The sequence below is a fragment of the Microbacterium sp. genome (assembly GCF_035554235.1).
GTDB lineage: Bacteria > Actinomycetota > Actinomycetes > Actinomycetales > Microbacteriaceae > Microbacterium.
The window spans coordinates 17,093-40,298 of record NZ_DATMIO010000066.1; the positions used below are offsets into that span (position 1 = coordinate 17,093).

A 23,206-nucleotide genomic window follows, 5' to 3' on the forward strand; every position below is an offset into this window, starting at 1 on the left:
GGATCCGGGTCAGGAGTTGCGTAGGCGCGCTTCGGGTCAGGCGCCGGCGGCGAGTTCCCGGGCGCGCGCGAGCGCGGCATCCGTCGCCCTCTCGAAGACCTCGTCGAGCCGGGCGTCCTGCAGCACGTCGATCGCGCGTTCGGTGGTTCCCTTCGGGCTCGTCACGCGCCGACGCAGCTCGGCGGGATCGGTGCCGGATGCCGCGAGCAGGGCCGCCGCGCCGATGAAGGTCTGCTCGGCCATGAGACGGGCGTCGGCCTCGGTGAAGCCCTTGCCGATCGCGGCCCTCGTGAACTCCTCGACGAGGAGGAAGAAGTAGGCCGGGCCCGATCCCGAGATCGTCGAGAGCGCGTCGATCTGCGACTCCGGCACCTCGAGAACGGTGCCCACGGTCTCGAACAGGGCCCGCACGACGCCGAGGTGCTGGGCCGAGACGCCCGCACCGGCGGCGAGTCCCGTGACGGCCGCGCCGACGATCGCGGGGGTGTTCGGCATCGAGCGGATGACCGCGGCGCCCTCGCCCAGGATCGACTCGAAGGTGGCGATCGTGACCCCGGCCGCGAGGCTCACGACGACCGCGCCGGGCCGGAGGTGCGGCGCGAGCTCGCGCAGCAGATCGGGCACCATCACCGGCTTGACGCCCACGAGCACGATATCGGCGGATGCCACGGCCCGGGCGTTGCCGTCGGGCGTCTCTTCGAGGGCGATGCTCGTGACGCCCTCGAGCCCGGCCAGCGGGTCGGCCTTCGCTCGCGTGCGGTTCGTGACGGTCACTCCGGCGGTCGCCAGGCCCGATCGGACGAGGCCCTGGAGGATCGCACCCCCCATCGATCCCGCCCCGATGATGGCGATGTGCGGGAGCGAGGGGGTGTCGGTGCGCATGGCGCCAATCCTACGTTCGGCCACCGAACCGGGACCCGATTCACCTGCTCGATGGCCGGGTCTATGCTCGGTGAGGAGAGGGCGAGGTGGCCCGCTCCGCTTGCACAGAAGGACGATCATGACCCTCTTCACCGGCATCACGCAGCGCGTCGTCAACACCCCGGGGCTGTCGGTCGGAATCCTCGAAAGAGAAGGGGATGCGGCGTCCGCCGATCCCACGAAGACGGTCGTTCTCATCCACGACAACATCGCTTCGAGCCTGTTTTGGATGCCGCTGATGCTCGCCCTCCCGCGCGAGCTCCGGGTCATCGCGATCGACCTGCGCGGGTTCGGCGCGACCGAGCACGCGCCGGTGGACGCGACCCGCGGCGTCCGCGACTTCAGCGACGACATCCGGGCGACCCTGGACGCCCTCGGCATCCCGACCACTCATCTCGTCGGGTGGTCGCTGGGCGCTGCCGTGGCGCTGCAGTACGCGCTGGAACATCCCACGCTGAGCCTCACCCTCGAGTCCCCCGTGTCGCCCTACGGCTTCGGCGGCACGCGGCGCGACGGCTCGCGCCTCACCGACGACGATGCGGGCACCGGCGCCGGGGCGGCGAATCCGGACTTCGTGCAGCGCATCACGGACCGCGACGAGAGCGATGAGGCACCCACGTCACCGCGAACCGTCTTCCGCGCCTCGTACGTGGCAGACGGCTACGCTGACGACCACGAGGACGTCTGGGTGGAGTCGATGCTGTCGTCGTCGACCGCCACCGGCAACTATCCGGGCGACTCGGTGAACTCGGAGAACTGGCCGGGATTCGCTCCCGGCCGGATCGGGGTGCTCAACACGCTGAGCCCGGCGCATTTCAACGTGTCGGGCATCGTCGCCCTCGATGAGAAGCCCCCGATCCTGTGGGTGCGCGGCGAGCTCGACGCCATCGTGTCGGACGCATCGTTCTTCGACGTCAACCATCTCGGGCGGCTCGGAATCGTGCCCGACTGGCCCGGTGAGGACGTCGCCCCGGCGCAGCCGATGGTGAGCCAGACGCGCGATGTGCTCCAGGCGTACGCCTCGTCGGGCGGCGCGGTGACCGAGGCTGTGTTCGAAGGCGTCGGGCACACCCCGCACCTCGAGCGCCCGGAGGAGTTCCGCGACGCACTCGTCGCGCACATCAGCGCGGTCCACGCGTCCCCCGCGACCGACCCGAACCCGCCGACCGAGGCGTTCATCATAAAGTCCGAGGACTGACGGCGGGAGGAGTCGCGCATTCCCCGTCGACTTGATCCGTAGACTCGTGGCATGAGTGCATCCGGCGGCGGCAAGGCGATCATCGCGGCGTTCCTGGCCAACATGGGCATCGCGATCGCGAAGTTCATCGGCTACCTGATCTCGGGCTCGGCCTCGATGCTGGCGGAATCGGTGCACTCGGTCGCCGACTCCGGCAACCAGCTGCTCCTGCTGCTCGGCGGCCGCAAGGCGAAGCGCGCGGCCGACCGTGAGCACCCGTTCGGCTACGGCCGCGAGCGCTATGTCTACGCGTTCGTCGTCTCGATCGTGCTCTTCTCGGTCGGTGGCCTCTTCTCGATCTACGAGGGCGTCGACAAGCTGCAGCATCCGCACGAGCTGAACATGCCGTGGCTGCCGGTCGTCATCCTGCTGGTCGCCATCGGGCTCGAGACGTTCTCGCTCCGCACCGCGGTGAGGGAGAGCAACCTGGTGCGCCAACCCGGCCAGTCGTGGGTCTCGTTCGTGCGTCACTCCAAGGCCCCCGAGCTGCCCGTCGTGCTGCTCGAGGACATCGGGGCGCTCATCGGACTCGTCCTCGCGCTCTTCGGCGTATCGCTCACCTGGATCACCGGGAACTCCGTCTTCGACGCCCTGGGAACCCTCGCCATCGGCGTGCTGCTCATCGCCATCGCCATCGTGCTCGGCCTCGAGACGAAGAGCCTGCTCGTGGGAGAAGGTGCCACCGAGAAGGAGCACGACGCGATCGTCGCCGCGATCGAAGGCGCCGAGAACGCTCCGAAGATCATCCACATGAAGACGCTCTACGTCGGTCCCGACGAGATGCTGGTCGCCGCGAAGCTCGGCTTTCCGGGCGACAAGCAGCTGGCGGATGTCGCGAGCGACATCGACCTCGTCGAATCCCGGGTGCGCGCGGCCGTGCCCACGGCGCGCGTGCTGTACTTCGAGCCCGACATCTATCGCCCGAACCGGGAGTTCCCCCCGACCGACGCGATCGTCATCAAGTCGGCCGACTGACCCGACCGGCGCGGCTACCGTCGGGCGTCGAAGAAATGCGTGAGCAGCGCCACGGCCTCGGCCTCGCGCACGCCCCCGATCACCTCGGCGCGGTAGGGCAGGCGCCGGTCGCGGACGACGTCGTACATCGAGCCCGCCGCGCCGGCCTTCTCGTCCCAACCGCCGAAGACGAGGCGGGTGACGTGCGCCTGCAGCAGCGCTCCGGCGCACATGAGGCACGGTTCGAGCGTCACGACGAGCGTGCAGCCCTCGAGGTTCCATGTCCCAACCGCCGCGGCGGCCGCCCGCATCGCGACGATCTCGGCGTGCGCGGTCGGATCGTGCGTCGCCTCGCGGAGATTGTGCCCTTCGCCGATGACCGCGCCCGAGGCATCCATCAGCACCGCCCCGACCGGCACGTCGCCTGCAGCGCCGGCCCTCGCGGCGAGCGCGAGCGCCCGCGTCATGGCGGCGTCGAACGTGGGCTCTGGCACGCCCCGAGCCTACGCGCCGCCCGCGGCCGCCGGGAGGCACGGCCGTGACGGTGCGCATCGGCACGTCCGGCTGGAGCTACGACCACTGGGACGGGGTGCTGTACCCGCCGGGCCTGCCGGCGCGTGACCGCCTGCAGCATTACGTCCGCGCCTTCGACACGGTGGAGCTGAACGCGAGCTTCTACCGCTGGCCGCCCGCGGCGCGGTTCCAGAGCTGGCGCGAGCGGCTGCCGCCCGGCTTCGCGATGTCGGTGAAGGCGGCTCGCGGCCTCACCCACGCCCGCAAGCTGTACGGTCCCGAGGAGTGGCTGGGCCGCATGAGCGAGGGGTGGCATGCGCTCGCCGACAAGCGCGCCGTCGTGCTCGTGCAGCTGCCGCCGAAGATGGAGCGCGACGACGAGCGGCTCGCGTACTTCCTGGCGCGCGTGCCGGAGTGGATGCGCGTGTGCGTCGAGTTCCGGCATCCTTCCTGGGAGTCCGAGGAGGTCTTCGCGCTGCTCGAGCGTCACCGCGCCGCGTACTGCGTCATGAGCGGCGCCGGCCTTCCCTGCATCCTCCGGGCGACGAGCGACATCGTCTACGTGCGGCTGCACGGTCCGAGCCATGACCACCTCTACGCGGGCTCCTACTCCGATGACGACCTGCGCTGGTGGGGCGATCGCATCGGCGAGTGGCGGAACGAGGGCAGGCACGTCTTCGCCTACTTCAACAACGACGGCGAGGGGCACGCCGTGCGGAACGCGCAGACGCTCAAGCGGATGCTGCGAGTCTGACGCTCGCTCAGAGCCGGCCGCGCGGCGACAGGTCGGGCAGAGCGCGGGTGCCGAAGTCGTGACGCAGCGCGCTGAGCGCCGCGAACCAGCCCACGAGGCCGTGCACGCCCGGTCCGGGCGTCACGGACGCCGAGCACAGATAAACCCCGGCAATCGGCGTGCGCCACGGATCGGTGCTCACCACCGGCCGCCGGATCAGCTGGGCCAAGCTCGGGGCACCCGACGCGATGTCGCCGCCGACGTAGTTGGGGTTGTGCAGTTCGACGTCGGCCGCCGTCCGCGACGACGTGGCGAGGATCGTGTCGCGAAACCCCGGCGCGAAGCGCTCGATCTGACGGATGACGACATCCTGGCGGTCGACGGAGGACTCCGCCGGCACGTGCGTGTAGCTCCAGAGGGTGTGCTGACCCATCGGGGCCCGCGTCTGGTCGAAGACCGACGGCTGCGACACGAGCACGTAGGGAGAATCCGACAGCCGGCCGCGGGCGACGGCGTTCTCGGATGCCGCGATCTCGGCCCGCGTGCCACCGAGGTGCAGCGTGCCGGCCTCGCGCAGCGCCGCGTTCGTCCACGGCACCGGCTCGGAGAGAGCGAAGTCGACCTTGGCGACCGCGCTCCCGTAGCGGAAGCGCTCGAGAGCCCTTTCGTAGCGGGCGGGAATGGTGCGGGCGGCGATGCGGATGAACGCGCGCGGGGTCACGTCGAGGATGGTGACCCGGCTCGGCGGCAGCTCCTCGAGCGATGTGACCTCATGGTCGGTGAGCAGTTCGCCGCCGTGCGCGCGGAGGTCATCGACCATCGCGTCGATGATCGCCTGGCTTCCGCCGACCGGCACCGGCCACCCGCGCGCGTGCGCGTAGGCGGTGAGCGCCAGGCCCGCGCCCGACGCGGCCAGGCTCGGCTGCGGCAGGATCGTGTGCGCCGCGACGCCCGTGACGAGCGCGGGCGCCAGGTCTTCGGCGAACCGGAGGTTCCACAGCGCCGACCCCTGCTCGATGGATGCCAGCCCGAACGTCGCCGCCGCGGCCGGGTCGGGCGGGATGCGCAGGAGGCTCGTGCCCGTGAAGTCCGCGACCCGGTCCGCCCGCTCGGCGAGCGGCCGGATGAGGCTCTCATACGCCGCGCCGTCGCGGCCGAGGGCCTCCCTCGTGCGCGCGAGGTCACGGTAGGCGAGCGCGGCACGGCCGCCGTCGAGGGGATGTCCGAAAGAGAGCTCGGGAGTGACGAATCGCACGCGGTCCTTGAGCCCGAACTCGCGGAAGAACCGTGACTCGAACGCCATGGGGTGCACCGCGGAGCATACGTCGTGCTGGAATCCCGGCAGGGTCAGCTCCGCCGTCGACGCCCCGCCGCCTGGGCGCGCGCCGCGCTCGAAGACACGCACCGTGAGGCCGGCGCGGGCCAGGGTGACGGCGGCGGCGAGGCCGTTCGGTCCGGCGCCGACCACCGTGGCATCCACGCCGCTACGACCCACGCTGCGCCGCGACCCCGAGAGGTGAGACGTCATCAGGCGCCGCCGCGGGGCGCGTCGGGTTCCTCGAACGGTTCGCCGCCCTCCTCGCGCTCCGCCGACGTCGCGCCGCTGCTCGGCACGCGTCGCATGCCCTCGGCGAGGTATGCCAGCCGATGCAGGGTCTCGGTGTTGCGCCAGTGCAGCGCCGCATCGAGAATCGGGGCCGGCACGTACCGCGCGGGACCCGAGACCGCCTCCTCCTGAATCCGGACGAGGCACGCGTCGGTCCCGAGGGGCTTGACGTCGATCGTCACGCGGGCCTCGCCGATGGGCCACCCTCGGGCCCGCATCGCCATCCGGCGCGGCGGGTCCCACGCGAGGCACTCCGTGTCGTCATCGATGAGCACCGGCCAGACGCCGACGGAGTGGTGCAGCCGCGCCCGCGGCGCCGGCCACGACCCGTCGACGTCGCGCATGCGGGAGGCGCCGACGACCCACGTCGGATAGAGCCAGCCGTTCTCGAGCACCCTGAACACGTCGCCCGGAGCGCACTTCAGCAGCCGCACGTTCCGTGACATCCCGCTCCTCCGCCCCGGCGCCGTTCGATCACTCGCCGTGGGACGACTCTATGCGCCGACTCAAGGAGCGCGTCAGGAGGTTGCGCGCCGAAGGGAAGTGTGGCACGCCCGACCAGGAGTGGGCCGATCGGTGCTGTGCCAGAATCCTGCCATGGTCAGGGTGCGCAGTGAGCTGAAGAACACCGGATACGAGATCTTCATCGGGGCCCTCTCGGTGCTCTCGATCGTCAATCTCGCGCTGTTCTACCTCTTCTTGAGAAATGAGACGCTCGAGACCGTCCTCGGGGTGATGAACGGGCTCTTCAGCGCCATCTTCCTCGCCGACTTCGCATACCGGTTGAAAACCGCCCCCTCGCGCAGCGGGTACTTCATCCGGCAGTACGGATGGGCCGACCTGCTCGCCAGCCTCCCCTTTCCGCAGTTCAAGATCCTCCGCGTCTTCCGTCTCTACCGGGTGAACCAGCTGCTCGGCACGAGGGGGATTCGCCACATCTGGCGCACCGTCGTGCGCGATCGGGCGAACAGCGCGCTGCTGTTCCTTCTGCTGCTGGGCATCCTGGTGCTCCAATTCGGAAGCCTCGCGATGCTGTACTTCGAGGCGGGCGCCACCGGTGCGAACATCACGTCGGCATCGGATGCCATCTGGTACACGATGGTGACGATCTCGACGGTCGGTTACGGCGACGTCTACCCGATCACGAACGCCGGGCGCATGGTCGGCGTCGCGATCATCATCGTCGGCGTGGGCATCTTCGGCACCTTCACCGGCTACCTCGCCAACTTCTTCCTCGCACCTCGCAAGGCCGATGCGCCGACGGCAGGGTCATCCACCGCAGAGGGGTGACGGCGATTCGGACGCCGGTGGCGAGTGCGCCCGGCGGTCACTCGTCTCGCTTGTCCTTGTCTTTGCCGGAACCGTTGCCGTTGCCGTTGTCGTTGCCATTGCCGTTGCCGTCGTTGTTGCCGCCCGGATCGGAGTTGTCGTCGTCGGCCCCGTCGTCGCCCGCGGGCGCCGTGGGCTCGACCGGGACGACGGGCGCGGTGGCTTGCTGCAGGTCTGCCCGCACCGCCTCGATCGCGGCCTGGATGTCGGCGGCTCGCCGTTCGCTCACGCCGCCGGCCGCTAGCTCTGTCGCGAGCGCGGCCTGAAGTTCATCGAGCCGGGCGAGGGCGCCGGCCGGGTCGCCGCTCGCGGCGGATTCGGCGACGGCGACGACCCCGCTCTGCAGCTGGGCGGCCGTCTCCCGCGAGAGCTCCGTCGCGCCGGCGCATCCCGTGAGGAGGACGCCCGCGATCGCGAGGGGGGCGAAGAACGAGAGGATGCCGCGCCGCGCCGCGCGCGAGCGGGTCATGGTGTCACCTGCTCGAGCAGGTCGTCGAGGTGCGTGTTCAGGGGCTCATCGACCTGCGGGAGGGTGGGCGGCGCCGGCGGCTCGTTCGCGGCGGCGTTCCAGAGGGTGAGCGCCACGACGACGGCCGCGATGACGACGAGGGCGGCACCGATCACCCACCACCGCCGGTGCTTCGTGGGCGGCCGACCGGCCCTGGGCTCGTCGGCCCTGGTCTCGTCGGCCCTGTGCACGATGTCCGGCGAGGGGGACGCGTCGACCAGCACGGAGGTCTCCTCGGTGTGGTGCGGCAGCAGCCTCGTCTTCGGGTCCACGCTCTCGACCGGGGCTGCCCCGGCATCCCTCGTCGTTTCGTGCAGCCGGGTGACCTCGGGCTCCGGAAGGGACTCGTCGATGGCCTGTCCGCGCGAGGCGACCTCGAGCGCGCTCGGGCGGTCGTCCGGATCGAGCGCCGTCATCGCCGTCAGGAGCGACCGCCACCCCTCGCCGACATCCGAAGTGATCTCGGGCGAGGCGACCAGCCGCGCCATGATCGCCTCTTGCGATGACCGCTGCGGAAACGCCCGCCGGCCCGTCAGCGACTCCAGCAGCACCAGTCCGAGGGCGTAGACGTCGGATGCCGACGTGGGCTCCGCGCCGCGCACCTGCTCCGGCGCGATGTACGCGGCCGTGCCCATCGTCGTCCCCGGCGTCGTCACTCTGGCCGTGTCGACGAGATAGGCGATGCCGAAATCCGCGAGCACCGCACGGAAGGTGTGGCGCGGCGTGAGCGGGGGTCGCAGCAGCACGTTGGACGGCTTGACATCGCGGTGCACGATCCCCGCGCTGTGCACGACGTGCAGCGCCTCGGCGAGATCGGCCGTGAGGGATGCCGCATCCAGCGGAGAGATCGGTTCATAGGCGATGCGCGACGCGAGCGTGCCGCCGTCGATGTACTCCATCACGAGGTAGGAGCGTTCCGGGTTCGCGAGCTGGGCGTCGAAGAGCGTGACGAGCGCCGGATGACTGAGCGAGGCGAGCAGCCTCTTCTCGGACTCCCGGCGCACCTCGTCGGCGGGATCGGCCGCGCCCGCGCGGAACACCTTGATCGCGACGGTGCGGCCGAGGGCCTCATCCGACGCGCGGAAGACCGAGGCCATTCCGCCCGTGCCGATGAGCGCGTCCAGGCGGTAGCGACCGTCAAGCAGTTCGCCGACGGCGGCCGTGCTCGCGGAACCCAGGTCTGTCATCGCGCATCAGCCTGACACAGCATCCTGAACGCCGGGGAGCCCGTTGACAGCGGTGGCTCGCCATGTATGCGCCCGGGCGCCGTCGTTCAGGCGAACTGGAACACGGGCGGAAACACGACCACGACGATGAGCGCCCAGCCCAGGTAGACCGGGAGGTAACCCGTCTGCCACTTCTCGAGCGCCGCGGGCGCCGTCCGGCCGCGCAGGATGCCCACGAGGAGGCAGGCCGACCACACGAGATTCACGAGCAGGATGACGTTGAGCCCGAGCGAGGCGACCTTGTTCGCGCTGAAGCCGAACGCGCCGATCCTCGCGATCATCGCGATGAGCACCAGCGCGTCGACGACGATCGCGCTCGAGAGCATCACCAGCTGCAGGCGCTCGAACCATCCCGGCTTCGCCTGCGGGTCGCGCGCCGAGAGCGAGTAGAGCAGCAGGCCGAGCACGACGACGAGCACGACATCGAAGATGATGAGCAGATCGCGGCTCGTCTCGACGAGGTTCCACTGGATGAGGCCCGCCACGATGGATGCCAGCAGCATCGCGGTGAACAGCGGCGTGAAGAGCGTGGTCAGCACCGGCGCGATGTTCTCGATGACGCTCTGCTTGGCCTCGACCAGGCCCGCGGCGACGACCACGGCGCCGGCGGCGCCGCACGGAACCACCCACGTGGTGAGGAAGGACTCCGCGTCGATGCCGATCGCGCCGAAGACCCCCAACGTCAGCGCGACGAGCACTCCGCCCCCGAGCGCGATCAGCAGGTAGTAGACCACCCACTCCCCGGTGAACCGGATGAAGTCCATCCGCATCGCGTCGGATTGCCACGAGCCGCCCGCATACGCCACGCCGACGGCGAGCCAGAGCACCACGAGGGCGTGCGTCGCCGCGAGCGACATCGTCGCGCCGCCGGCTGAGAAGGGGTAGGCGTTGAGGATCACCGCCATCGAGACGAAGGCGACGGCGATCGCGGCGATCGCGGCGCCGCGCAGCCGCCTTGTCCACGCGAAGAACGCGGCCAGGAACGGGAGCACGAGCACCCCGGCGTTGAGGGCGAAGAACGCGGGATCCGACGCGACCGTGAGCCCGAAGATCGCGGGGATCAGCACGGCGACGGCCGCGGCCACGGCGAGTCCGGCGATCACGAGCACGCGAGCCGAGGCGCGCGACGGCGTCGTCGAGTCCTCGACCACGAGCTGCTTCCATAGCCGTTCGGAGTGCTCCCGGGCGAACTCCCGCGACACCTCGTCGATGCTCCCGATCCGCTTGATCGCGACGATGAAGGCCTCGTCGTCGGAGAGCCCCGCCGCGGTCAGATCTGCGATCTGGTCTCGGAGGTGCGCCTCGAGCTCATCGACATCCGCCCCCGACACGGCCCGGCGTCGCCGGAGATACTCCGTCCACGAGGCGATCTGCGCTTCGAGGCCCAGCTGCTGCGCCGCCATGATCACGCACCCGCCGGCTGGGCGTGGAACGCGCTGGGGCCACCGGATCCCGGGTTCCACACCTTCTCGAGCGCCTTGCTGACGACGCTCCACTGCTGCCGCTGCTCGGCGAGCGTCGCACGTCCGCGCGCACTGAGCAGGTAGTGCTTGCGCGCGCGCCCCGTGGGCGAGGCCCGCCAGGCGGACTCGACGTAGCCGAGCCGTTCGAGGCGGTGCAGCAGGGGGTAGAGCATGCCGTCGCTCCAGGTGAGATCTCCGTCGGAGAGCTGCGAGACGCGCTGCAGGATCGCGTAGCCGTAGGACTCGCCCTCGGCCAGGATGCCCAGCACGAGCGGAGTCGCGGCGGCGGCGACCAGGTCTTTGCCGATGCGCATCGTGTCTCCCCCTCTTCGAGCCCGTACCTAGAGGTGCTAGGTACGTAGAACTACAAGGTATGCGCTCTCGAACGCGCGCGCAAGCGCTACCGGGCCGAATCAGGCAGGGGGTCCGAGCGCGTCGGCCACCGCGAGGGAGAGCTCCGCGGGCAACTCGCGGGCGAGGAACCCGATGCCGGTGCGGGCCGTGAGACGATCACCGGCCGTCGCGTGCGCCCAGCTTCCCCATACGGCCGCCCGGGCCGGATCGACTCCGCGGGCCGCGAACCCGGTGATCGCCCCGGCGAGCACGTCGCCGCTGCCCGAGGTGCCGAGTCCCGGGCCGCCCGCGGCCACGCGCCAGACGGTGCCCTCGGGCGTGGCGATGTCGCCGTAGCAGTTGACCACGGCGTCGTACCGGCGGGCGATCTCCCGCAGGTCGGCGATGCGATCGTCGCCGAGGTCGCGCCCCAGCAGGATGCCGGCCTCTTCCTCGTTGGGGTTGAGCACGAGCGCCGCCGGAAGCAGTCCGCGCTCGACGCCGGGAAGGATGCCGAGCGCGAAGGCATCGAGCACCAGCACCGCAACCCCGGCCTCGGCTACCGCGAGCAGCGTCGCCCGCGTCTCGTCGGCGTCGTCGAAGCCGGGGCCGACGAGCACGGCGTCGGCGGAGCGCAATTCGTCGCGCAGGGGCCCCGCGATCGGGTCGGTGGCATGCGTCGGGAGCGAGAGCACCCCGGCCTCCGGCATCACGGCCCCGAGCCGCGCTTCGATCGAGGCGGGCACGACGAGTCCGAGGCGCCCGGCTCCCACGCGAAGCGCCGCCTCGCCCGCCAGCAGCACCGCGCCGGGCGATCGCCGCGAGCCGCCGACGACCATGACGCGCCCGCGCTCCTTCTTCGACTCCCCCGGGTCGGGCAGCCCCCACTCCCGCAGGAGCTCGAGGGTCACCTCGTCACTCGGGTGCGACATCAGGGCTCCCCGGATGCACGGTGACCTCCGCGCCCTCGCGCTGCAGGTGGCCCACCGCCGAGAACTCGACCAGCTCCCACCCGTTCTCCGTCAGCACGACGTGCGTCACCGAGGCGTTGAGCACCGTGTTGGCCGCGGCGAACTCGAGCAGAACCGCCTCCTCCATCGGCAGCAGGAGGGAGAGCATCAGCATGACGACGGCATCGTGCGCCACGACGAGGGCGGTGTGCCCGGGCCCCTCCAGCGCGTCGCGCAGAAACGAGCGCAGGCGCAGGGCGACATCCGCCCACGACTCCCCGCCCGGCGGCCGGTGGTAGTACTTGCCCAGGTGCCGCCGGCGTTCGGCCTCCTCCGGGTGCCGGCGGGCGACACCGCGTCTGGTCAGCAGATCGAGGATGCCGAGCTCTCGGTCGCGCAGGCGCTCGTCGACCGCGACTGCGGAGGTGAGCGGGGCGTCGCCGAGCGCGATCGCGAGCGTCTGCCGGGCACGCACGTACGGCGAGGCCCAGAACACGTCGATCGCCGAGCGGTGCTCGCTCAGCCACGTGCCGAGCGCGGCCGCCTGCTCCTCCCCCGTCGCGGAGAGCGGCACATCGGCATCGCGGATGTCGAGGGGGATGACATCGAGGCCCTCGAGCTCGGCTCCCGTCGCCGCCGCGTTCCCGATGCTCTCTCCGTGTCGCACGAGCCAGAGTTCTGTCACCGCCATCGGGTCAGGCTATGACCCGCGGCGCCGGCGAGGGAACCCGTTGACACGCCGGCCTGGGTAGTGTGGCCGTAATCGGTTTGCAATTGTTCTGGGTGAGGCTTGGCGTATGTCGATCAAGGTGGCGCTCGAGCACCAGACGGTCTACGAGTTCGCGCGCCCGGTCTCCGTCGGGCCGCATCTGGTGCGGCTGCGGCCCGCCCCGCACTCGCGCACGCCGATCGACGCGTACTCGCTCGAGGTGAGCCCGAAGAACCACTTCATCAACTGGCAGCAGGACCCGTTCGGCAACTGGGTGGCGCGCATCGTGTTTCCCGAACAGGTCAGCCGGCTCTCGTTCACCGTCGGGCTGGTCGCCGACATGATGGTGATCAATCCCCTCGACTTCTTCATCGAGAAGAGTGCCGAGCGCTTTCCGTTCGAGTACGAGCCCCGGCTGAAGGCCGACCTCGCCCCCTACTTGCGACCCGTCGCCGACAGCGACGCCGTCGATGAATGGATGCGGGCCCGGCCGCCGCTCCCCGCGGATGGGGTGCCGACCGTGCAATTCCTCGCAGCGCTGAACAAGGCCGTCTACGACGACGTCTCGTACAGCCTGCGCATGGAGCACGGCGTGCAGACGCCCGATCAGACGCTCGATCTCGCGATCGGCTCGTGCCGCGACAGCGCATGGCTGCTCGTGAGCATGCTCCGCAAGTACGGCCTCGCGGCGCGGTTCGTCTCGGGCTACCTCGTGCAGCTCGCGCCCGACCGGCCGAGCCTCGAGGGCCCGAGCGGCACGGCGACCGACTTCACCGACCTGCACGCCTGGACCGAGGTGTTCGTGCCGGGTGCGGGGTGGATCGGCCTCGACCCGACGAGCGCCCTCTTCGCGGGCGAGGGCCACATCCCGCTCAGCGCAACCCCCGATCCGAGCAGCGCGGCGCCGATCACGGGCGCCACCGAGCCTGTCGATGTCGCGTTCAGCTACCGCAACGAGGTGCGGCGCGTGCACGAGGATCCGCGCACGACGAAGCCCTATACAGAACTGCAGTGGGCGCGGATCGACGCCCTCGGCGAGCAGGTCGACCAGCGCCTCCGCGAGAGCGACGTGAACCTGACCTTCGGCGGCGAGCCGACCTTCGTCGCCCTCGACCACGGGAACAGCCCGGAGTGGAAGATCGCCGCAGACGGCGAGCAGAAGCGGGCGCTGGCGAATGAGCTCGCCGAGAAGCTGCGCGTGCTCTACGCGCAGGGTGGCGTCGTGCATCGCGGCCAGGGCAAGTGGTACCCCGGCGAGCGCCTGCCGCGCTGGAGCATCTCCTTGCAGTGGCGCACCGACGGGGTGGCCCTGTGGCGGCATCCCGAGCTGTTCGCCGACCCGTGGGCGACGGATGCCGCGACCGGCGACGCCGCGGCCGCCGAGGCGCTCGCGCGCAGGGTGACGGAGCTGCTCGGACTGCCGGAGGGGCAGCTGCTCGGCGCGTACGAAGATCCGCTGGCCGAGCTCGCCGACGAGGTGCGCAGGCCCAACGGCCCGCGCCCCGGCACGGACGAGGTCGACGCCCCCGCGCTGGAGTCGCTCGACCGGGCCGTCGCCGAGGCCACGGGATGGGTGCTGCCGCTGACCACCGACGGCGACTGGACCAGCCCGGCCTGGCGATTCCGGCGTGGACGCCTCGTGCTGCGCCCGGGCACCAGCGCGATCGGGTCACGGCTGCCCCTGGACTCGGTGTCGTGGGAAGATCCGGAGTGGCCGGGCGAGCCGTCGTACTTCGCCGCCGGCCCGCCGCTGGATCCACGGGTGCGCGAGGTCACCGTCGTCGGGGCGGACGGGGCGCCGACGACCGCCCTCACGTTCGAGGAGCGAGACGGCCACGTGCACGTCTTCCTCCCCCCGACCCAGGAGCTCGAAGGCTACGCCGACCTGCTCTACGTGATCGAGCTCGCCGCTCTCGACACCGGGTGCCGGCTCGTGCTCGAAGGCTACGGGCCACCGCCCGACGCCCGGCTGCGCCAGCTCTCGGTCACCCCGGATCCCGGCGTCATCGAGGTCAATGTGCAGCCCAGCTCGTCGTGGCCGGAGCTGCGCGAGCTCACCTTCGCGCTCGATGCGGCGGCGCGGTCGATCAGGCTCACCACCGAGAAGTTCGACGTCGACGGGACACACACCGGAACCGGCGGCGGCAACCACCTCACCCTCGGCGGCGCGGAGCCGGTGGTTTCGCCGATGCTCCGCCGCCCCGACCTGCTGCCGAGCCTCATCACCTACTGGCAGCGGCATCCGAGCCTCTCCTATCTCTTCTCGGGTCGTTTCATCGGGCCGACCAGCCAGGCGCCCCGGTTCGATGAGGGCCGCCCCGAAGCGGTCTACGAGATGGAGGTCGCGCTCGAGGAGATCCGGCGGCTCACCGCGCTGGCCGAGGGCGGCAGCCTCCTCCCCTGGGTGATCGACCGGTCGCTCAGGCACCTGCTGACCGACATGACCGGCAACACGCATCGCGCGGAGTTCTGCATCGACAAGCTCTACAGCCCCGACGGCAGCCGCGGCCGGCTCGGACTGCTCGAGCTGCGCGGATTCGAGATGCCGCCGCATCCAGAACTCGCCCTCGTCCAGGCGCTGCTCGTGCGCAGCCTCGTGGCGATGCTCAGCGAGCGTCCCGTCATCGCGCCGCTCATCCGGTGGGGCACGCGCCTGCACGACGATTTCCTTCTGCCGGCCGGCGCGATCCGCGACATCGGCGAGGTCGTCGCCGACCTGAGGGGGCACGGCATCGCGTTCGAGGAGACCTGGCTCGACGCGTTCACCGAGTTCCGCTTCCCGCGCATCGGCATGACGCGCATCGCGACAGGCCCCCGCACGGGCATCGACCTCGAGCTGCGCGCGGCGATCGAGCCGTGGCACGTGCTCGGCGAAGAGGCGAGGACGGGCGGCACGGCGCGCTACGTCGACTCGTCGGTCGAGCGCATCCAGGTGCTCGTGCGCGGCGTCGACCCGCAGCGCCACCTCGTCGCGTGCAATCGGGTGCCGGTGCCGCTCACGCCCACGGGACGGCACGGCGAGTACTACGCCGGTGTGCGGTACAAGGCGTGGCAGCCGTGGTCGGCGCTGCACCCGACGATCCCGATCCACGCGCCCCTGACCTTCGACGTGATCGACGTGGACGGCGCCGCCAGCCTGGGCGGCGCGACCTACCACGTCGTGCATCCCGGTGGCCGGTCGTACGAGCATCCACCCGTGAACGCCAACGAGGCCGAAGCCCGGCGGGCCAGCCGCTTCGAGAGGCACGGCCACACGACGGGCCGCGTCGACATCGCGGCGCTCCGCGAGGCGGCGCGCCGCGCGGCGAACCCCGACTACCCGCACACCCTCGATCTGCGCAGGGTGCATCAGCACGCGGGGGTGCCGGCGACGTGACGGTTCTTCGCGACTACGCGACCGCCCTCGCCCAGCCCACCCTGCCGTTCGGGTCCGGCGAGGCCGCGGGCCCGCGCTACGACGAGGTGGTGGCTCCCGACGGCACCTTCCGCCCCGCGTGGAAGACGATGGCCTCGGCGGCGCTCTCGCTCACCGCCGTCGAGCTGAAGCGGGTCTCGGGCGAGATCACCCGCTTCCTCGCCGACGACGGCGTGACGTACGTGCCCCGCGGCGGGGAGGCCCAGCCATGGCAGCTCGATCCGGTGCCGCTCGTCATCGACGTGCCGACATGGGCGCGCCTCGAGGTCGGCCTCGCCCAGCGCGCCGAGCTGCTGAATGCCCTCCTCGCCGACATCTACGGGCCGCAGGAGCTGCTCTCCTCGGGGATCGTGCCGTCGGCCGCGATCTTCGCGCACGCCGGATTCCTCCGTCCCCTCGCCCGCCCGAGCGCCGCCGACGCGCAGTCGTTGCTGCTGTCATCGACCGAACTGGGCCGGGACTCCTCGGGAGAGTGGCGGGTGCTGGCCGACCGCGTGCAGGCGCCCTCGGGTCTCGGCTACGCGATGGAGAACCGTCGCGTGCTCGCGCAGGTGCTTCCCGAGCTGTACCACGAGAGCGTCTCGCACCGGATGGACCCGTACTTCGCGGCGCTCCGCTCGGCGCTGATGAACTCCGCCGCCGAAGACGTCGGCGAGCCGCGCGTCGTCGTCCTCTCCCCCGGAACCCACTCCGAGACGGCCTACGACCAGGCGTTCCTCGCGAGCGCCCTCGGCTTCCCCCTCGTGCAGGGCAGCGACCTGACCGTGCGTGACGGCTGGGTGTGGATCAAGCCCCCCGGCGGCCCGAAGGCCGAGCCCAGCGAGCGCGTGGATGTCATCCTGCGTCGCGTCGACGCCGACTGGTGCGATCCGCTCGAGCTGCGCGGGGACTCCCGGCTCGGCATCGCCGGCCTGACCGAGGCCGTGCGCCGCGGGCGGGTGCGCGTGGTCAACGGGCTGGGGGCCGGCGTGCTCGAGAACCCGGCGCTGCTTCCCTACATGCCCGCCATCTGCGAACGACTGCTCGGCGAGCAGCTGCGCCTCCCGGCCGTCCCGACGTGGTGGTGCGGCGATCCGGTCGGGCTCGACCTGGTGCTTCGGCGCATGTCGGAACACGATGACGGGTTCGTCGTGCGGACGATCGACGGGCCGCGCAGCGCGCTCGCGCACCTCAGCCGCGACGAGCTGCGCGCGCGGATCAGCGCGACGCCGCACCGCTTCGTGGGGCAGGAGCGCCTGCCGCTGTCGCAGGCACCGGTCTGGGGCTCGCACGAGAGCGCCGATGCCCGTCCGCTCGTGCTGCGCACGTTCACCGTTCGATTCCGCTCCGCCTACCGCCCCCTCGTGGGCGGCCTCGCGATCGTGCGGGAGGGCGATGCGAACCAGTCGATGTCGAAGGACGTCTGGGTGCAGAAGGCCGCACGGGAGGATGCCGATCAGGGCCTCGTCGAGGTGGCCCCGCTCGAGTTCACCCCGACGATCCCCGCACTGTCCCCGCGCGCGCTCGAGGACATGTTCTGGGCGGGGCGCTACGCCGAGCGCGCCGAGGACATGCTCCGTGTGCTGCTCACCCTGAACAGCGAGAGCGATCCCCTCGACGTGACGGCGGATGCCGAGCACGGTGCCGCCGGCGTGGCGCTGCGCGGCATCCTGCATCGCCTGTCCGGCACGCGATCGCGCGACGCCGAAGCGGAGCTTCGCTCGCTGCTGCTCGACACCGGACGCCGCGGATCTGCCGCGCACGCGACCGACCGGCTTCGCGACGCGCTCGAGGGGGTGCGCGATCAGCTCTCCAGCGACATCTGGCGGGTCTTCTCCAACACCGACCGGGCGCGGCGGGCCCTGCGGGCCACCCCGCATGCGCACGTCATCGCCGAATCGTCCGGGCGCATGCTCACGGCGGTGCTGTCGCTGCAGGGCGTGACGGCGAGCATGATCCGCGACCCGGGCTGGCACATGATCGAGGCCGGGCGCTACCTCGAGCGCCCGCTGCAGGTCTGCACCCTCCTTTCGGCGCTGACCCTCGGGCGCGGTGCGCGCGCCGAGCGCGAGGTGCTGGAGGCCGTGCTCTCGTCGGCGGAGAGCTCGGTCACGTTCCGTCGCCGGTACCGCGGAACCGTTCGCACCGACGGCGTGCTGCAGCTGCTCCTCCTCGACCGCGACAATCCGCGGTCGCTCGCGTTCTCGTTCCAGCAGGTGCGGGCGCACCTTGCGGCGATGCCCACGTCGACCGGCTCGACGCGACCCGAACGCCTGCTCGAGCACCTCGAGACGGCGCTCGAGCACGTCGACATCGTGGCCCTCGGCAGGGTGGAGGGCGGACGCCGGCGCAGGCTCGAGCACTTCGTCATCGACATGAACGCGCAGCTGCGGCGCCTCTCCGACTCGATCGCCGATCTGCATTTCTCCAGCGGCCCGCCGCCGCAGCCGCTCTCGTCGCTCTCGATCATCGAACTGGCGGGCTGACATGCGCTATCTCGTCTCCCACAGCACCGCGTACACGTACAGCTCGGCCGTGCACGACAGCCGTGGGCTGTATCACCTCCGGCCGCGTTCGCTGCCGTGGCAGGAGGTGACCTCGCACGTGGTGCACGCCGATCCTCTTCCCGCCGACGTCAACGGCGACGTAGACCTGTACGGCAACACCGTCACCTACTTCCAGGTCGCCCGGGCGCACAAGCAGCTGGTCATCGAGGCGAAGACCGAGGTCACCGTCTTCCCCCCGCGCTACGACGAGGACTCCCTGTCGACCCCGTGGGAGCTCGCCCGCCCGCTGGAGAACCCTGACGCCGCGGGCGGGTGGGCGGCGGTCGAGTTCGCCCTCGAGTCGCCGCGGGCCGCGCACGCCGAAGGCGTGACCGAGTACGCCGCCGCATCCCTCACTCCCGGCCGTCCGATCGGCGAGGCGGTGACCGACCTCATGCATCGCATCCACGCCGACTTCGATTACGACAGCACGGCGACGACCGTGACGAGCACCGTCGCCGATGTGCTGCGCAAGCGCGCCGGGGTGTGCCAGGATTTCGCGCACCTCGCGCTCGCGTGCCTGCGCAGCCACGGCCTGGCCGCGCGGTACGTGAGCGGCTACCTCGCGACACAGCCTCCTCCGGGCAGGGATCGAGTGATCGGCGCGGATGCGTCGCACGCGTGGGTCGCCGTGTGGATGCCGGGCTCCGCCGACTGGCTCGCCGTCGATCCCACCAACGACCAGTGGGCCGGCGAGCGCTACGTCACCGTGGCGTGGGGCCGGGACTACGGCGACGTCTCGCCCGTGAAGGGCATCATCTTCACGAAGGCGAAGAAGTCGACGCTGCGCGTCGCGGTCGACGTCGCGCCCCTGCCCGAGATTCCGTCGTAGCCGCGCGATGGGCCGCGCGCCCGCGCAAAGTGGCGCTCGTGGTCGCTTCCCGCGCCCGGATGCGGCACGACCTGCCACCCGACGGTTGAGTCGTGAGCCCGGCACTGATGTCGCGGGAGGCATACAGCGTAGGCTGTGCCGAAGAGGGAGACGTCGTGAGAGGACTCGCACACACGCTGGTGGAGGCGGGCGCGGTGCGCCCAGATGACATGTCGGCCGCCGTCGCCGAGATCGGCGACGGACCGGGCCTGCGGCAGCATCTCGTGTCGGCCCGCCTGGTGACCGAGGCGCAGGTCGCCGAAGCCATCGCGCGCCAGACCGGCCATCCGTTCTACGACATGGTCGGCGCCGAGCTCGATCCCGAGACCATCACGCTTGTCCCCGGCGCGATCTGCCGGCGCTACCAGCTGATCCCCCTCGAACGGGTGCGCGACGAGCTCATCCTGGCGATGGTCGATCCCACCGACATCATCGCGATCGACAGCGTCACCTCGCTCACCGCTCTGCACGTGGAGCCGGTGGTCGTCGCGGCCGACGCCCTCCAGCAGGTGTTCGAACGCTACCTCCGCTCCGACGAGGAGCTCAGCGACCTCTCGGAGCAGATCGGCGAGGCGTCGGCCTCATCGGCGGCCGTCTTCAGCGAATCGCTCGACGAGCAGGATGCCGACGCCCCGATCGTCCGGTTCGTCAATCTGCTGATCACCCAAGCCATCAACGACCGCGCGAGCGACATCCATATCGAACCAGGCGAGCACCAGCTCACCGTTCGCTTTCGCATCGACGGCGTGCTGCACGAGATGCAGCGGGCCGACCGCTCGATCCAGGACGGAGTGATCTCGCGCCTCAAGATCATGTCGGCGATCGACATCGCCGAGCGACGCCGGCCGCAGGACGGCCGGCTTTCGGTGACGCACGACGGTCGCCAGATCGATCTGCGCGTGGCGACGCTCCCGACGGTGTGGGGCGAGAAGATCGTCATGCGCATTCTCGACAACTCCGGCCAGGCCATGGGCATGAGCGATCTGCGCTTCTCGACCGAGAACGAGGAGCGGTTCCACACCGCGATCTCGCGCCCGCACGGCATGGTGCTCGTGACGGGACCCACCGGCTCGGGCAAGTCGACGACGCTGTACACGGCTCTCCGCACCGTTGCCAGCCCGCAGGTGAACGTCATCACCGTCGAAGACCCGGTCGAGTACCGCATCGCGGGCATCAACCAGGTGCAGGTGAACGCCCGCGCGGGCCTGACCTTCCAGGCGGCGCTGCGCTCCATCCTCCGCTCCGACCCCGATGTGGTGCTCGTCGGAGAGATCCGCGATCACGAGACCGCCAACATCTCCATCGAGGCGGCGCTCACGGGGCACCTCGTGCTGTCGACCCTGCACACGAACGACGCCCCGAGCGCGCTGACCCGCCTCACCGAGATCGGCTGCGAACCGTTCCTCGTGGCTACCGCGTTGTCAGCCGTCGTGGCCCAGCGCCTTGCGCGGCGCCTTTGTCTGCGCTGCCGCGCCCCGCACACCCAGGCGCCGGAGGTACTGGCGGACCTTGGATTCCCGCGGCCGGACGGCGGCGGCATCCAGCTCTTCCGTGCGGTCGGCTGCCCCGCGTGCTCGGGGACGGGGTACCGCGGGCGCATCGGGCTGCACGAGGTGATGACGGTCACGGAGGAGCTGGAGCAGCTCATCGTCAACCGGGCGACCGGGCGCGACACCAGACAGCTCGCCCTCGAGCAGGGCATGGTGTCGCTGCGCGACGACGGGTGGAGCAAAGTCGCCCAGGGTATGACGACCATCGAAGAGGTGCTGCGCGTCTCTGTGTGATGTGTCCGGGTTGGGCGGGGGCGGGTCTGACGGGTCCGACACGAGTCAGCCGCCCATCTCGCCGTAGATCGAGAAGATCGGCAGGTAGAGCGAAATGACCATTCCGCCGATGATGATGCCGATGCCGACGATGAGCACGGGCTCGATCGTCGACGTCAGCTGTTCGGTCGCGGTCGCCACCTCGTTCTCGTAGAAGTCGGCGATGCTTCCGAGCATCTCCGCGAGCGTGCCCGATTCCTCGCCGACCGATACCATCTGGGCGACCATCGGCGGGAAGACGCCCGCCTTGCCGAGCGGGCCGGCGAACGACCTGCCCTGGCGCACCGACTCCTGCACATCCTTGACGGCCTGCTCGATGGCCCAGTTGTCGGATGCCTGGCCCACGATCGCGAGCGCCTGGATGAGCGGCACTCCGGAGTCGAGCATCATCGACAGGTTGCGGCTGAAGCGCGCGACGGCGATCTTGGTCGCGAGCGGCCCGAAGACGGGCAGCCTCAGCTTGAGCGGATCGATGACCTTGCGCACCGAGTCCTTGTCGCGATTGCGCACCCAGGCGACCCAGCCGATCACGGCGAGAACGGCGCCGAGGGGCAGCATCCAGACCGCATTCTCCGACAGGGTGACGAGAATCTGGGTCGGCAGCGGGAGCTGCGATCCCATGCCTTCGAACATGCCCTTGAAGATCGGCACCACGAAGATGATCATCGCGGCGACGCCCAGAATGGCGACGACCAGCACCACCATCGGATACGTCGTCGCCGACTTGATCTTGTTCTTGAGCTCGGCCTCGTTCGCGTAGGTGCGCGCGATCGAGGTCAGCGAGTCACCGAGGAAGCCGCCGGTCTCGCCCACCCGGACGATGCTGATCATGAGGGGCGGGAACACGTCGGGCTGCTTCGCGAAGGCGGCCGACAGCGACATCCCCGCCTCGACATCCGCGTGCACCGTGACGAGCGCGGCTTGCAGGGTCTTGTCCTCGGCCTGCTCGGTCAGGATGGCGAGAGTGCGCATGAGCGGGAGGCCGGCGTTGACGAGCCCGGCCATCTGCTTCGAGAAGACGGCGAGCGCGGCGGGCTTCACCCGCTTCTCGAAGCCCGGTATCGCGACGTCGCGGTTGAGCCCGGTCTTCGACATCGCGGTCACATCGAGCGGCGTGAGGCCCTGCGCGCGCAGCTTCGAGGCGACGGCCGCTTCGCTCGTGGCCTCGAGCGATCCCTTGACGACCCCTCCGCCCCCGGCATCCACCGCGCGGTAGCTGTACTCCTGTACGAGCGGCATCTCTAGTTCCCCCAGCCGGCCAGTTGGCGTTCACCGGAATGGGTCGTCCACGCCTCGGCATCGAGGTCTCTCGGCCGCACCCGCACGTCGTCGAGGCTGCGCGCGTCCGACGCGTACATCCGGGCGACCGACGGCGCGACCGATCCGTCCGCGACGAGGCGCACGAGGTCTTGGTCGAGCGTGTGCATCCCGAGGCTCGACCCGGCCTGCATCGCGGAATACAGCTGCGCGACCTGGTTCTCGCGGATCAGGTTGGCGACGGCGGGCGTGTTGACGAGCACTTCGGTCGCGATCGTGCGTCCGCCGGTCTGCGCGAGCGGCAGGAGCGTCTGGCTGATGATGCCCTGCAGGGTGTCGCCGAGCTGCGAGCGGATCTGATCCTGCTGATGCGACGGGAAGGCGTCGACGATGCGGTTGATGCTCTTCGCGGCGCTCTGCGTGTGCAGCGTCGACAGCACGAGGTGGCCCGTCTCGGCCGCGGAGAGCGCGGTCGAGATCGAGGCGGGATCGCGGAGCTCGCCGATGAGGATGACATCGGGGTCTTGGCGCAGGGCGCGACGCAGCGCCTCGGCGAACGATGTCGTGTCGCTGCCGATCTCGCGCTGGTGGATGAGCGACCGCTTGCTCGTGTGCTGGAACTCGATCGGGTCCTCGATCGTCAGCACGTGCGCGGGGAGTGTGTTGTTCACGATGTCGACCATCGCGGTGAGCGTCGTCGACTTGCCCGACCCGGTCGGGCCCGTGACGAGCACCAGGCCGCGGGGCTTGAGCACGAGGTCGCGGGCGATGGACGGCGCGCGCAGCTCCTCGAGGGTGAACACGCGGCTCGGGATGAGGCGCAGCGCGGCGGC

20 protein-coding genes are annotated in these 23,206 nt (G+C 70.7%); 8 read left to right on the forward strand and 12 right to left on the reverse strand.

Translation table 11 applies throughout. The annotated features are described in order from the left end of the window. Window positions 1–36 precede the first annotated feature (36 nt). Window positions 37–882, reverse strand: coding sequence for a pyrroline-5-carboxylate reductase (proC, locus tag VNT50_RS03325; protein ID WP_325483677.1), 846 nt, complete (start codon window positions 880–882; stop codon window positions 37–39). A gap of 118 nt (window positions 883–1,000) precedes the next feature. Here proC and VNT50_RS03330 point away from each other — a divergent pair, with 118 nt between their 5' ends. Then, window positions 1,001–2,119, forward strand: a complete 1,119-nt coding sequence (locus tag VNT50_RS03330) for an alpha/beta fold hydrolase (protein ID WP_325483678.1) — start codon at window positions 1,001–1,003, stop codon at window positions 2,117–2,119. Between the two features lie 51 nt (window positions 2,120–2,170). Continuing rightward, window positions 2,171–3,133 carry a cation diffusion facilitator family transporter gene (locus tag VNT50_RS03335; RefSeq protein WP_325483679.1) on the forward strand — a complete coding sequence of 321 codons (963 nt, stop codon included), beginning with the start codon at window positions 2,171–2,173 and terminating at the stop codon, window positions 3,131–3,133. A gap of 14 nt (window positions 3,134–3,147) precedes the next feature. On the opposite strand, the gene VNT50_RS03340 is transcribed toward VNT50_RS03335, so the two are convergent. Then, complete coding sequence (locus VNT50_RS03340) at window positions 3,148–3,579, reverse strand: nucleoside deaminase (protein WP_325483697.1); 432 nt, start codon at window positions 3,577–3,579, stop codon at window positions 3,148–3,150. A gap of 71 nt (window positions 3,580–3,650) precedes the next feature. Between VNT50_RS03340 and VNT50_RS03345 the strand changes: the two genes are divergently transcribed. Beyond that, window positions 3,651–4,379 (forward strand): DUF72 domain-containing protein, encoded by a 729-nt coding sequence (locus VNT50_RS03345; protein ID WP_325483680.1) that lies wholly within the window; start codon window positions 3,651–3,653, stop codon window positions 4,377–4,379. 7 nt (window positions 4,380–4,386) lie between these two features. On the opposite strand, the gene VNT50_RS03350 is transcribed toward VNT50_RS03345, so the two are convergent. Both VNT50_RS03350 and VNT50_RS03355 read right to left on the reverse strand, forming a co-directional pair. Continuing rightward, window positions 4,387–5,886, reverse strand: a complete 1,500-nt coding sequence (locus VNT50_RS03350; protein ID WP_325483681.1) for a phytoene desaturase family protein — start codon at window positions 5,884–5,886, stop codon at window positions 4,387–4,389. After that, window positions 5,886–6,410 (reverse strand): SRPBCC family protein, encoded by a 525-nt coding sequence (locus VNT50_RS03355; protein ID WP_325483682.1) that lies wholly within the window; start codon window positions 6,408–6,410, stop codon window positions 5,886–5,888. Before VNT50_RS03355 ends, VNT50_RS03350 begins: the two co-directional genes overlap by 1 nt. Before the next feature lie 151 nt (window positions 6,411–6,561). Between VNT50_RS03355 and VNT50_RS03360 the strand changes: the two genes are divergently transcribed. After that, window positions 6,562–7,254: a potassium channel family protein gene (locus VNT50_RS03360; RefSeq protein ID WP_325483683.1), complete on the forward strand. Its 693-nt coding sequence runs from the start codon at window positions 6,562–6,564 to the stop codon at window positions 7,252–7,254. Between the two features lie 37 nt (window positions 7,255–7,291). Here the strand turns inward: VNT50_RS03360 and VNT50_RS03365 are convergent, their stop codons facing one another. The 6 genes from VNT50_RS03365 to VNT50_RS03390 form a co-directional block, all read right to left on the reverse strand. Further along, the gene (locus tag VNT50_RS03365) at window positions 7,292–7,762 is read right to left on the reverse strand and encodes a hypothetical protein (protein WP_325483684.1); all 471 of its coding nucleotides are present in this window, start codon (window positions 7,760–7,762) and stop codon (window positions 7,292–7,294) included. Further along, window positions 7,759–8,988 carry a serine/threonine-protein kinase gene (locus tag VNT50_RS03370; RefSeq protein ID WP_325483685.1) on the reverse strand — a complete coding sequence of 410 codons (1,230 nt, stop codon included), beginning with the start codon at window positions 8,986–8,988 and terminating at the stop codon, window positions 7,759–7,761. Before VNT50_RS03370 ends, VNT50_RS03365 begins: the two co-directional genes overlap by 4 nt. Before the next feature lie 86 nt (window positions 8,989–9,074). Next, window positions 9,075–10,430 carry a permease prefix domain 1-containing protein gene (locus VNT50_RS03375; protein ID WP_325483686.1) on the reverse strand — a complete coding sequence of 452 codons (1,356 nt, stop codon included), beginning with the start codon at window positions 10,428–10,430 and terminating at the stop codon, window positions 9,075–9,077. Window positions 10,431–10,432: 2 nt separating this feature from the next. Beyond that, on the reverse strand, window positions 10,433–10,804 hold the full coding sequence (locus VNT50_RS03380) for a PadR family transcriptional regulator (RefSeq protein WP_325483687.1): 372 nt from the start codon (window positions 10,802–10,804) through the stop codon (window positions 10,433–10,435). A gap of 99 nt (window positions 10,805–10,903) precedes the next feature. Then, window positions 10,904–11,755: an ADP-dependent NAD(P)H-hydrate dehydratase gene (locus VNT50_RS03385; protein ID WP_325483688.1), complete on the reverse strand. Its 852-nt coding sequence runs from the start codon at window positions 11,753–11,755 to the stop codon at window positions 10,904–10,906. Further along, the gene (locus VNT50_RS03390; RefSeq protein ID WP_325483689.1) at window positions 11,739–12,464 is read right to left on the reverse strand and encodes a histidine phosphatase family protein; all 726 of its coding nucleotides are present in this window, start codon (window positions 12,462–12,464) and stop codon (window positions 11,739–11,741) included. Before VNT50_RS03390 ends, VNT50_RS03385 begins: the two co-directional genes overlap by 17 nt. Window positions 12,465–12,570: 106 nt before the next feature. Here VNT50_RS03390 and VNT50_RS03395 point away from each other — a divergent pair, with 106 nt between their 5' ends. The 4 genes from VNT50_RS03395 to VNT50_RS03410 all read left to right on the forward strand — a co-directional run bounded on the left by VNT50_RS03395 (window position 12,571) and on the right by VNT50_RS03410 (window position 21,077). Beyond that, entirely contained in the window at window positions 12,571–15,858 is a 3,288-nt protein-coding gene (locus VNT50_RS03395) for a transglutaminase family protein (RefSeq protein WP_325483690.1), read from the forward strand. Continuing rightward, entirely contained in the window at window positions 15,855–18,362 is a 2,508-nt protein-coding gene (locus VNT50_RS03400; protein WP_325483691.1) for a circularly permuted type 2 ATP-grasp protein, read from the forward strand. Before VNT50_RS03395 ends, VNT50_RS03400 begins: the two co-directional genes overlap by 4 nt. Before the next feature lies 1 nt (window position 18,363). Next, the gene (locus tag VNT50_RS03405) at window positions 18,364–19,254 is read left to right on the forward strand and encodes a transglutaminase family protein (RefSeq protein WP_325483692.1); all 891 of its coding nucleotides are present in this window, start codon (window positions 18,364–18,366) and stop codon (window positions 19,252–19,254) included. 155 nt (window positions 19,255–19,409) lie between these two features. Further along, entirely contained in the window at window positions 19,410–21,077 is a 1,668-nt protein-coding gene (locus tag VNT50_RS03410; protein WP_325483693.1) for a GspE/PulE family protein, read from the forward strand. Window positions 21,078–21,122: 45 nt separating this feature from the next. Here VNT50_RS03410 and VNT50_RS03415 read toward each other — a convergent pair whose 3' ends face one another. Then, window positions 21,123–22,355 carry a type II secretion system F family protein gene (locus VNT50_RS03415; RefSeq protein ID WP_325483694.1) on the reverse strand — a complete coding sequence of 411 codons (1,233 nt, stop codon included), beginning with the start codon at window positions 22,353–22,355 and terminating at the stop codon, window positions 21,123–21,125. Window positions 22,356–22,357: 2 nt separating this feature from the next. Next, window positions 22,358–23,206, reverse strand: an 849-nt coding sequence (locus tag VNT50_RS03420) for a type IV pilus twitching motility protein PilT (protein WP_325483695.1), incomplete at its 5' end; no start/stop codon positions are given.

Excerpts from the sequence above, each read along its gene's own strand:
- proC (WP_325483677.1), bottom strand. The coding sequence starts at position 882 with ATGCGCACCGACACCCCCTCGCTCCCGCACATCGCCATCATCGGGGCG.
- VNT50_RS03330 (WP_325483678.1), top strand. The coding sequence starts at position 1,001 with ATGACCCTCTTCACCGGCATCACGCAGCGCGTCGTCAACACCCCGGGG.
- VNT50_RS03335 (WP_325483679.1), top strand. The coding sequence starts at position 2,171 with ATGAGTGCATCCGGCGGCGGCAAGGCGATCATCGCGGCGTTCCTGGCC.
- VNT50_RS03340 (WP_325483697.1), bottom strand. The coding sequence starts at position 3,579 with ATGACGCGGGCGCTCGCGCTCGCCGCGAGGGCCGGCGCTGCAGGCGAC.
- VNT50_RS03350 (WP_325483681.1), bottom strand. The coding sequence starts at position 5,886 with ATGACGTCTCACCTCTCGGGGTCGCGGCGCAGCGTGGGTCGTAGCGGC.
- VNT50_RS03355 (WP_325483682.1), bottom strand. The coding sequence starts at position 6,410 with ATGTCACGGAACGTGCGGCTGCTGAAGTGCGCTCCGGGCGACGTGTTC.
- VNT50_RS03360 (WP_325483683.1), top strand. The coding sequence starts at position 6,562 with ATGGTCAGGGTGCGCAGTGAGCTGAAGAACACCGGATACGAGATCTTC.
- VNT50_RS03365 (WP_325483684.1), bottom strand. The coding sequence starts at position 7,762 with ATGACCCGCTCGCGCGCGGCGCGGCGCGGCATCCTCTCGTTCTTCGCC.
- VNT50_RS03370 (WP_325483685.1), bottom strand. The coding sequence starts at position 8,988 with ATGACAGACCTGGGTTCCGCGAGCACGGCCGCCGTCGGCGAACTGCTT.
- VNT50_RS03375 (WP_325483686.1), bottom strand. The coding sequence starts at position 10,430 with ATGGCGGCGCAGCAGCTGGGCCTCGAAGCGCAGATCGCCTCGTGGACG.
- VNT50_RS03380 (WP_325483687.1), bottom strand. The coding sequence starts at position 10,804 with ATGCGCATCGGCAAAGACCTGGTCGCCGCCGCCGCGACTCCGCTCGTG.
- VNT50_RS03385 (WP_325483688.1), bottom strand. The coding sequence starts at position 11,755 with ATGTCGCACCCGAGTGACGAGGTGACCCTCGAGCTCCTGCGGGAGTGG.
- VNT50_RS03390 (WP_325483689.1), bottom strand. The coding sequence starts at position 12,464 with ATGGCGGTGACAGAACTCTGGCTCGTGCGACACGGAGAGAGCATCGGG.
- VNT50_RS03395 (WP_325483690.1), top strand. The coding sequence starts at position 12,571 with ATGTCGATCAAGGTGGCGCTCGAGCACCAGACGGTCTACGAGTTCGCG.
- VNT50_RS03405 (WP_325483692.1), top strand. The coding sequence starts at position 18,364 with ATGCGCTATCTCGTCTCCCACAGCACCGCGTACACGTACAGCTCGGCC.
- VNT50_RS03415 (WP_325483694.1), bottom strand. The coding sequence starts at position 22,355 with ATGCCGCTCGTACAGGAGTACAGCTACCGCGCGGTGGATGCCGGGGGC.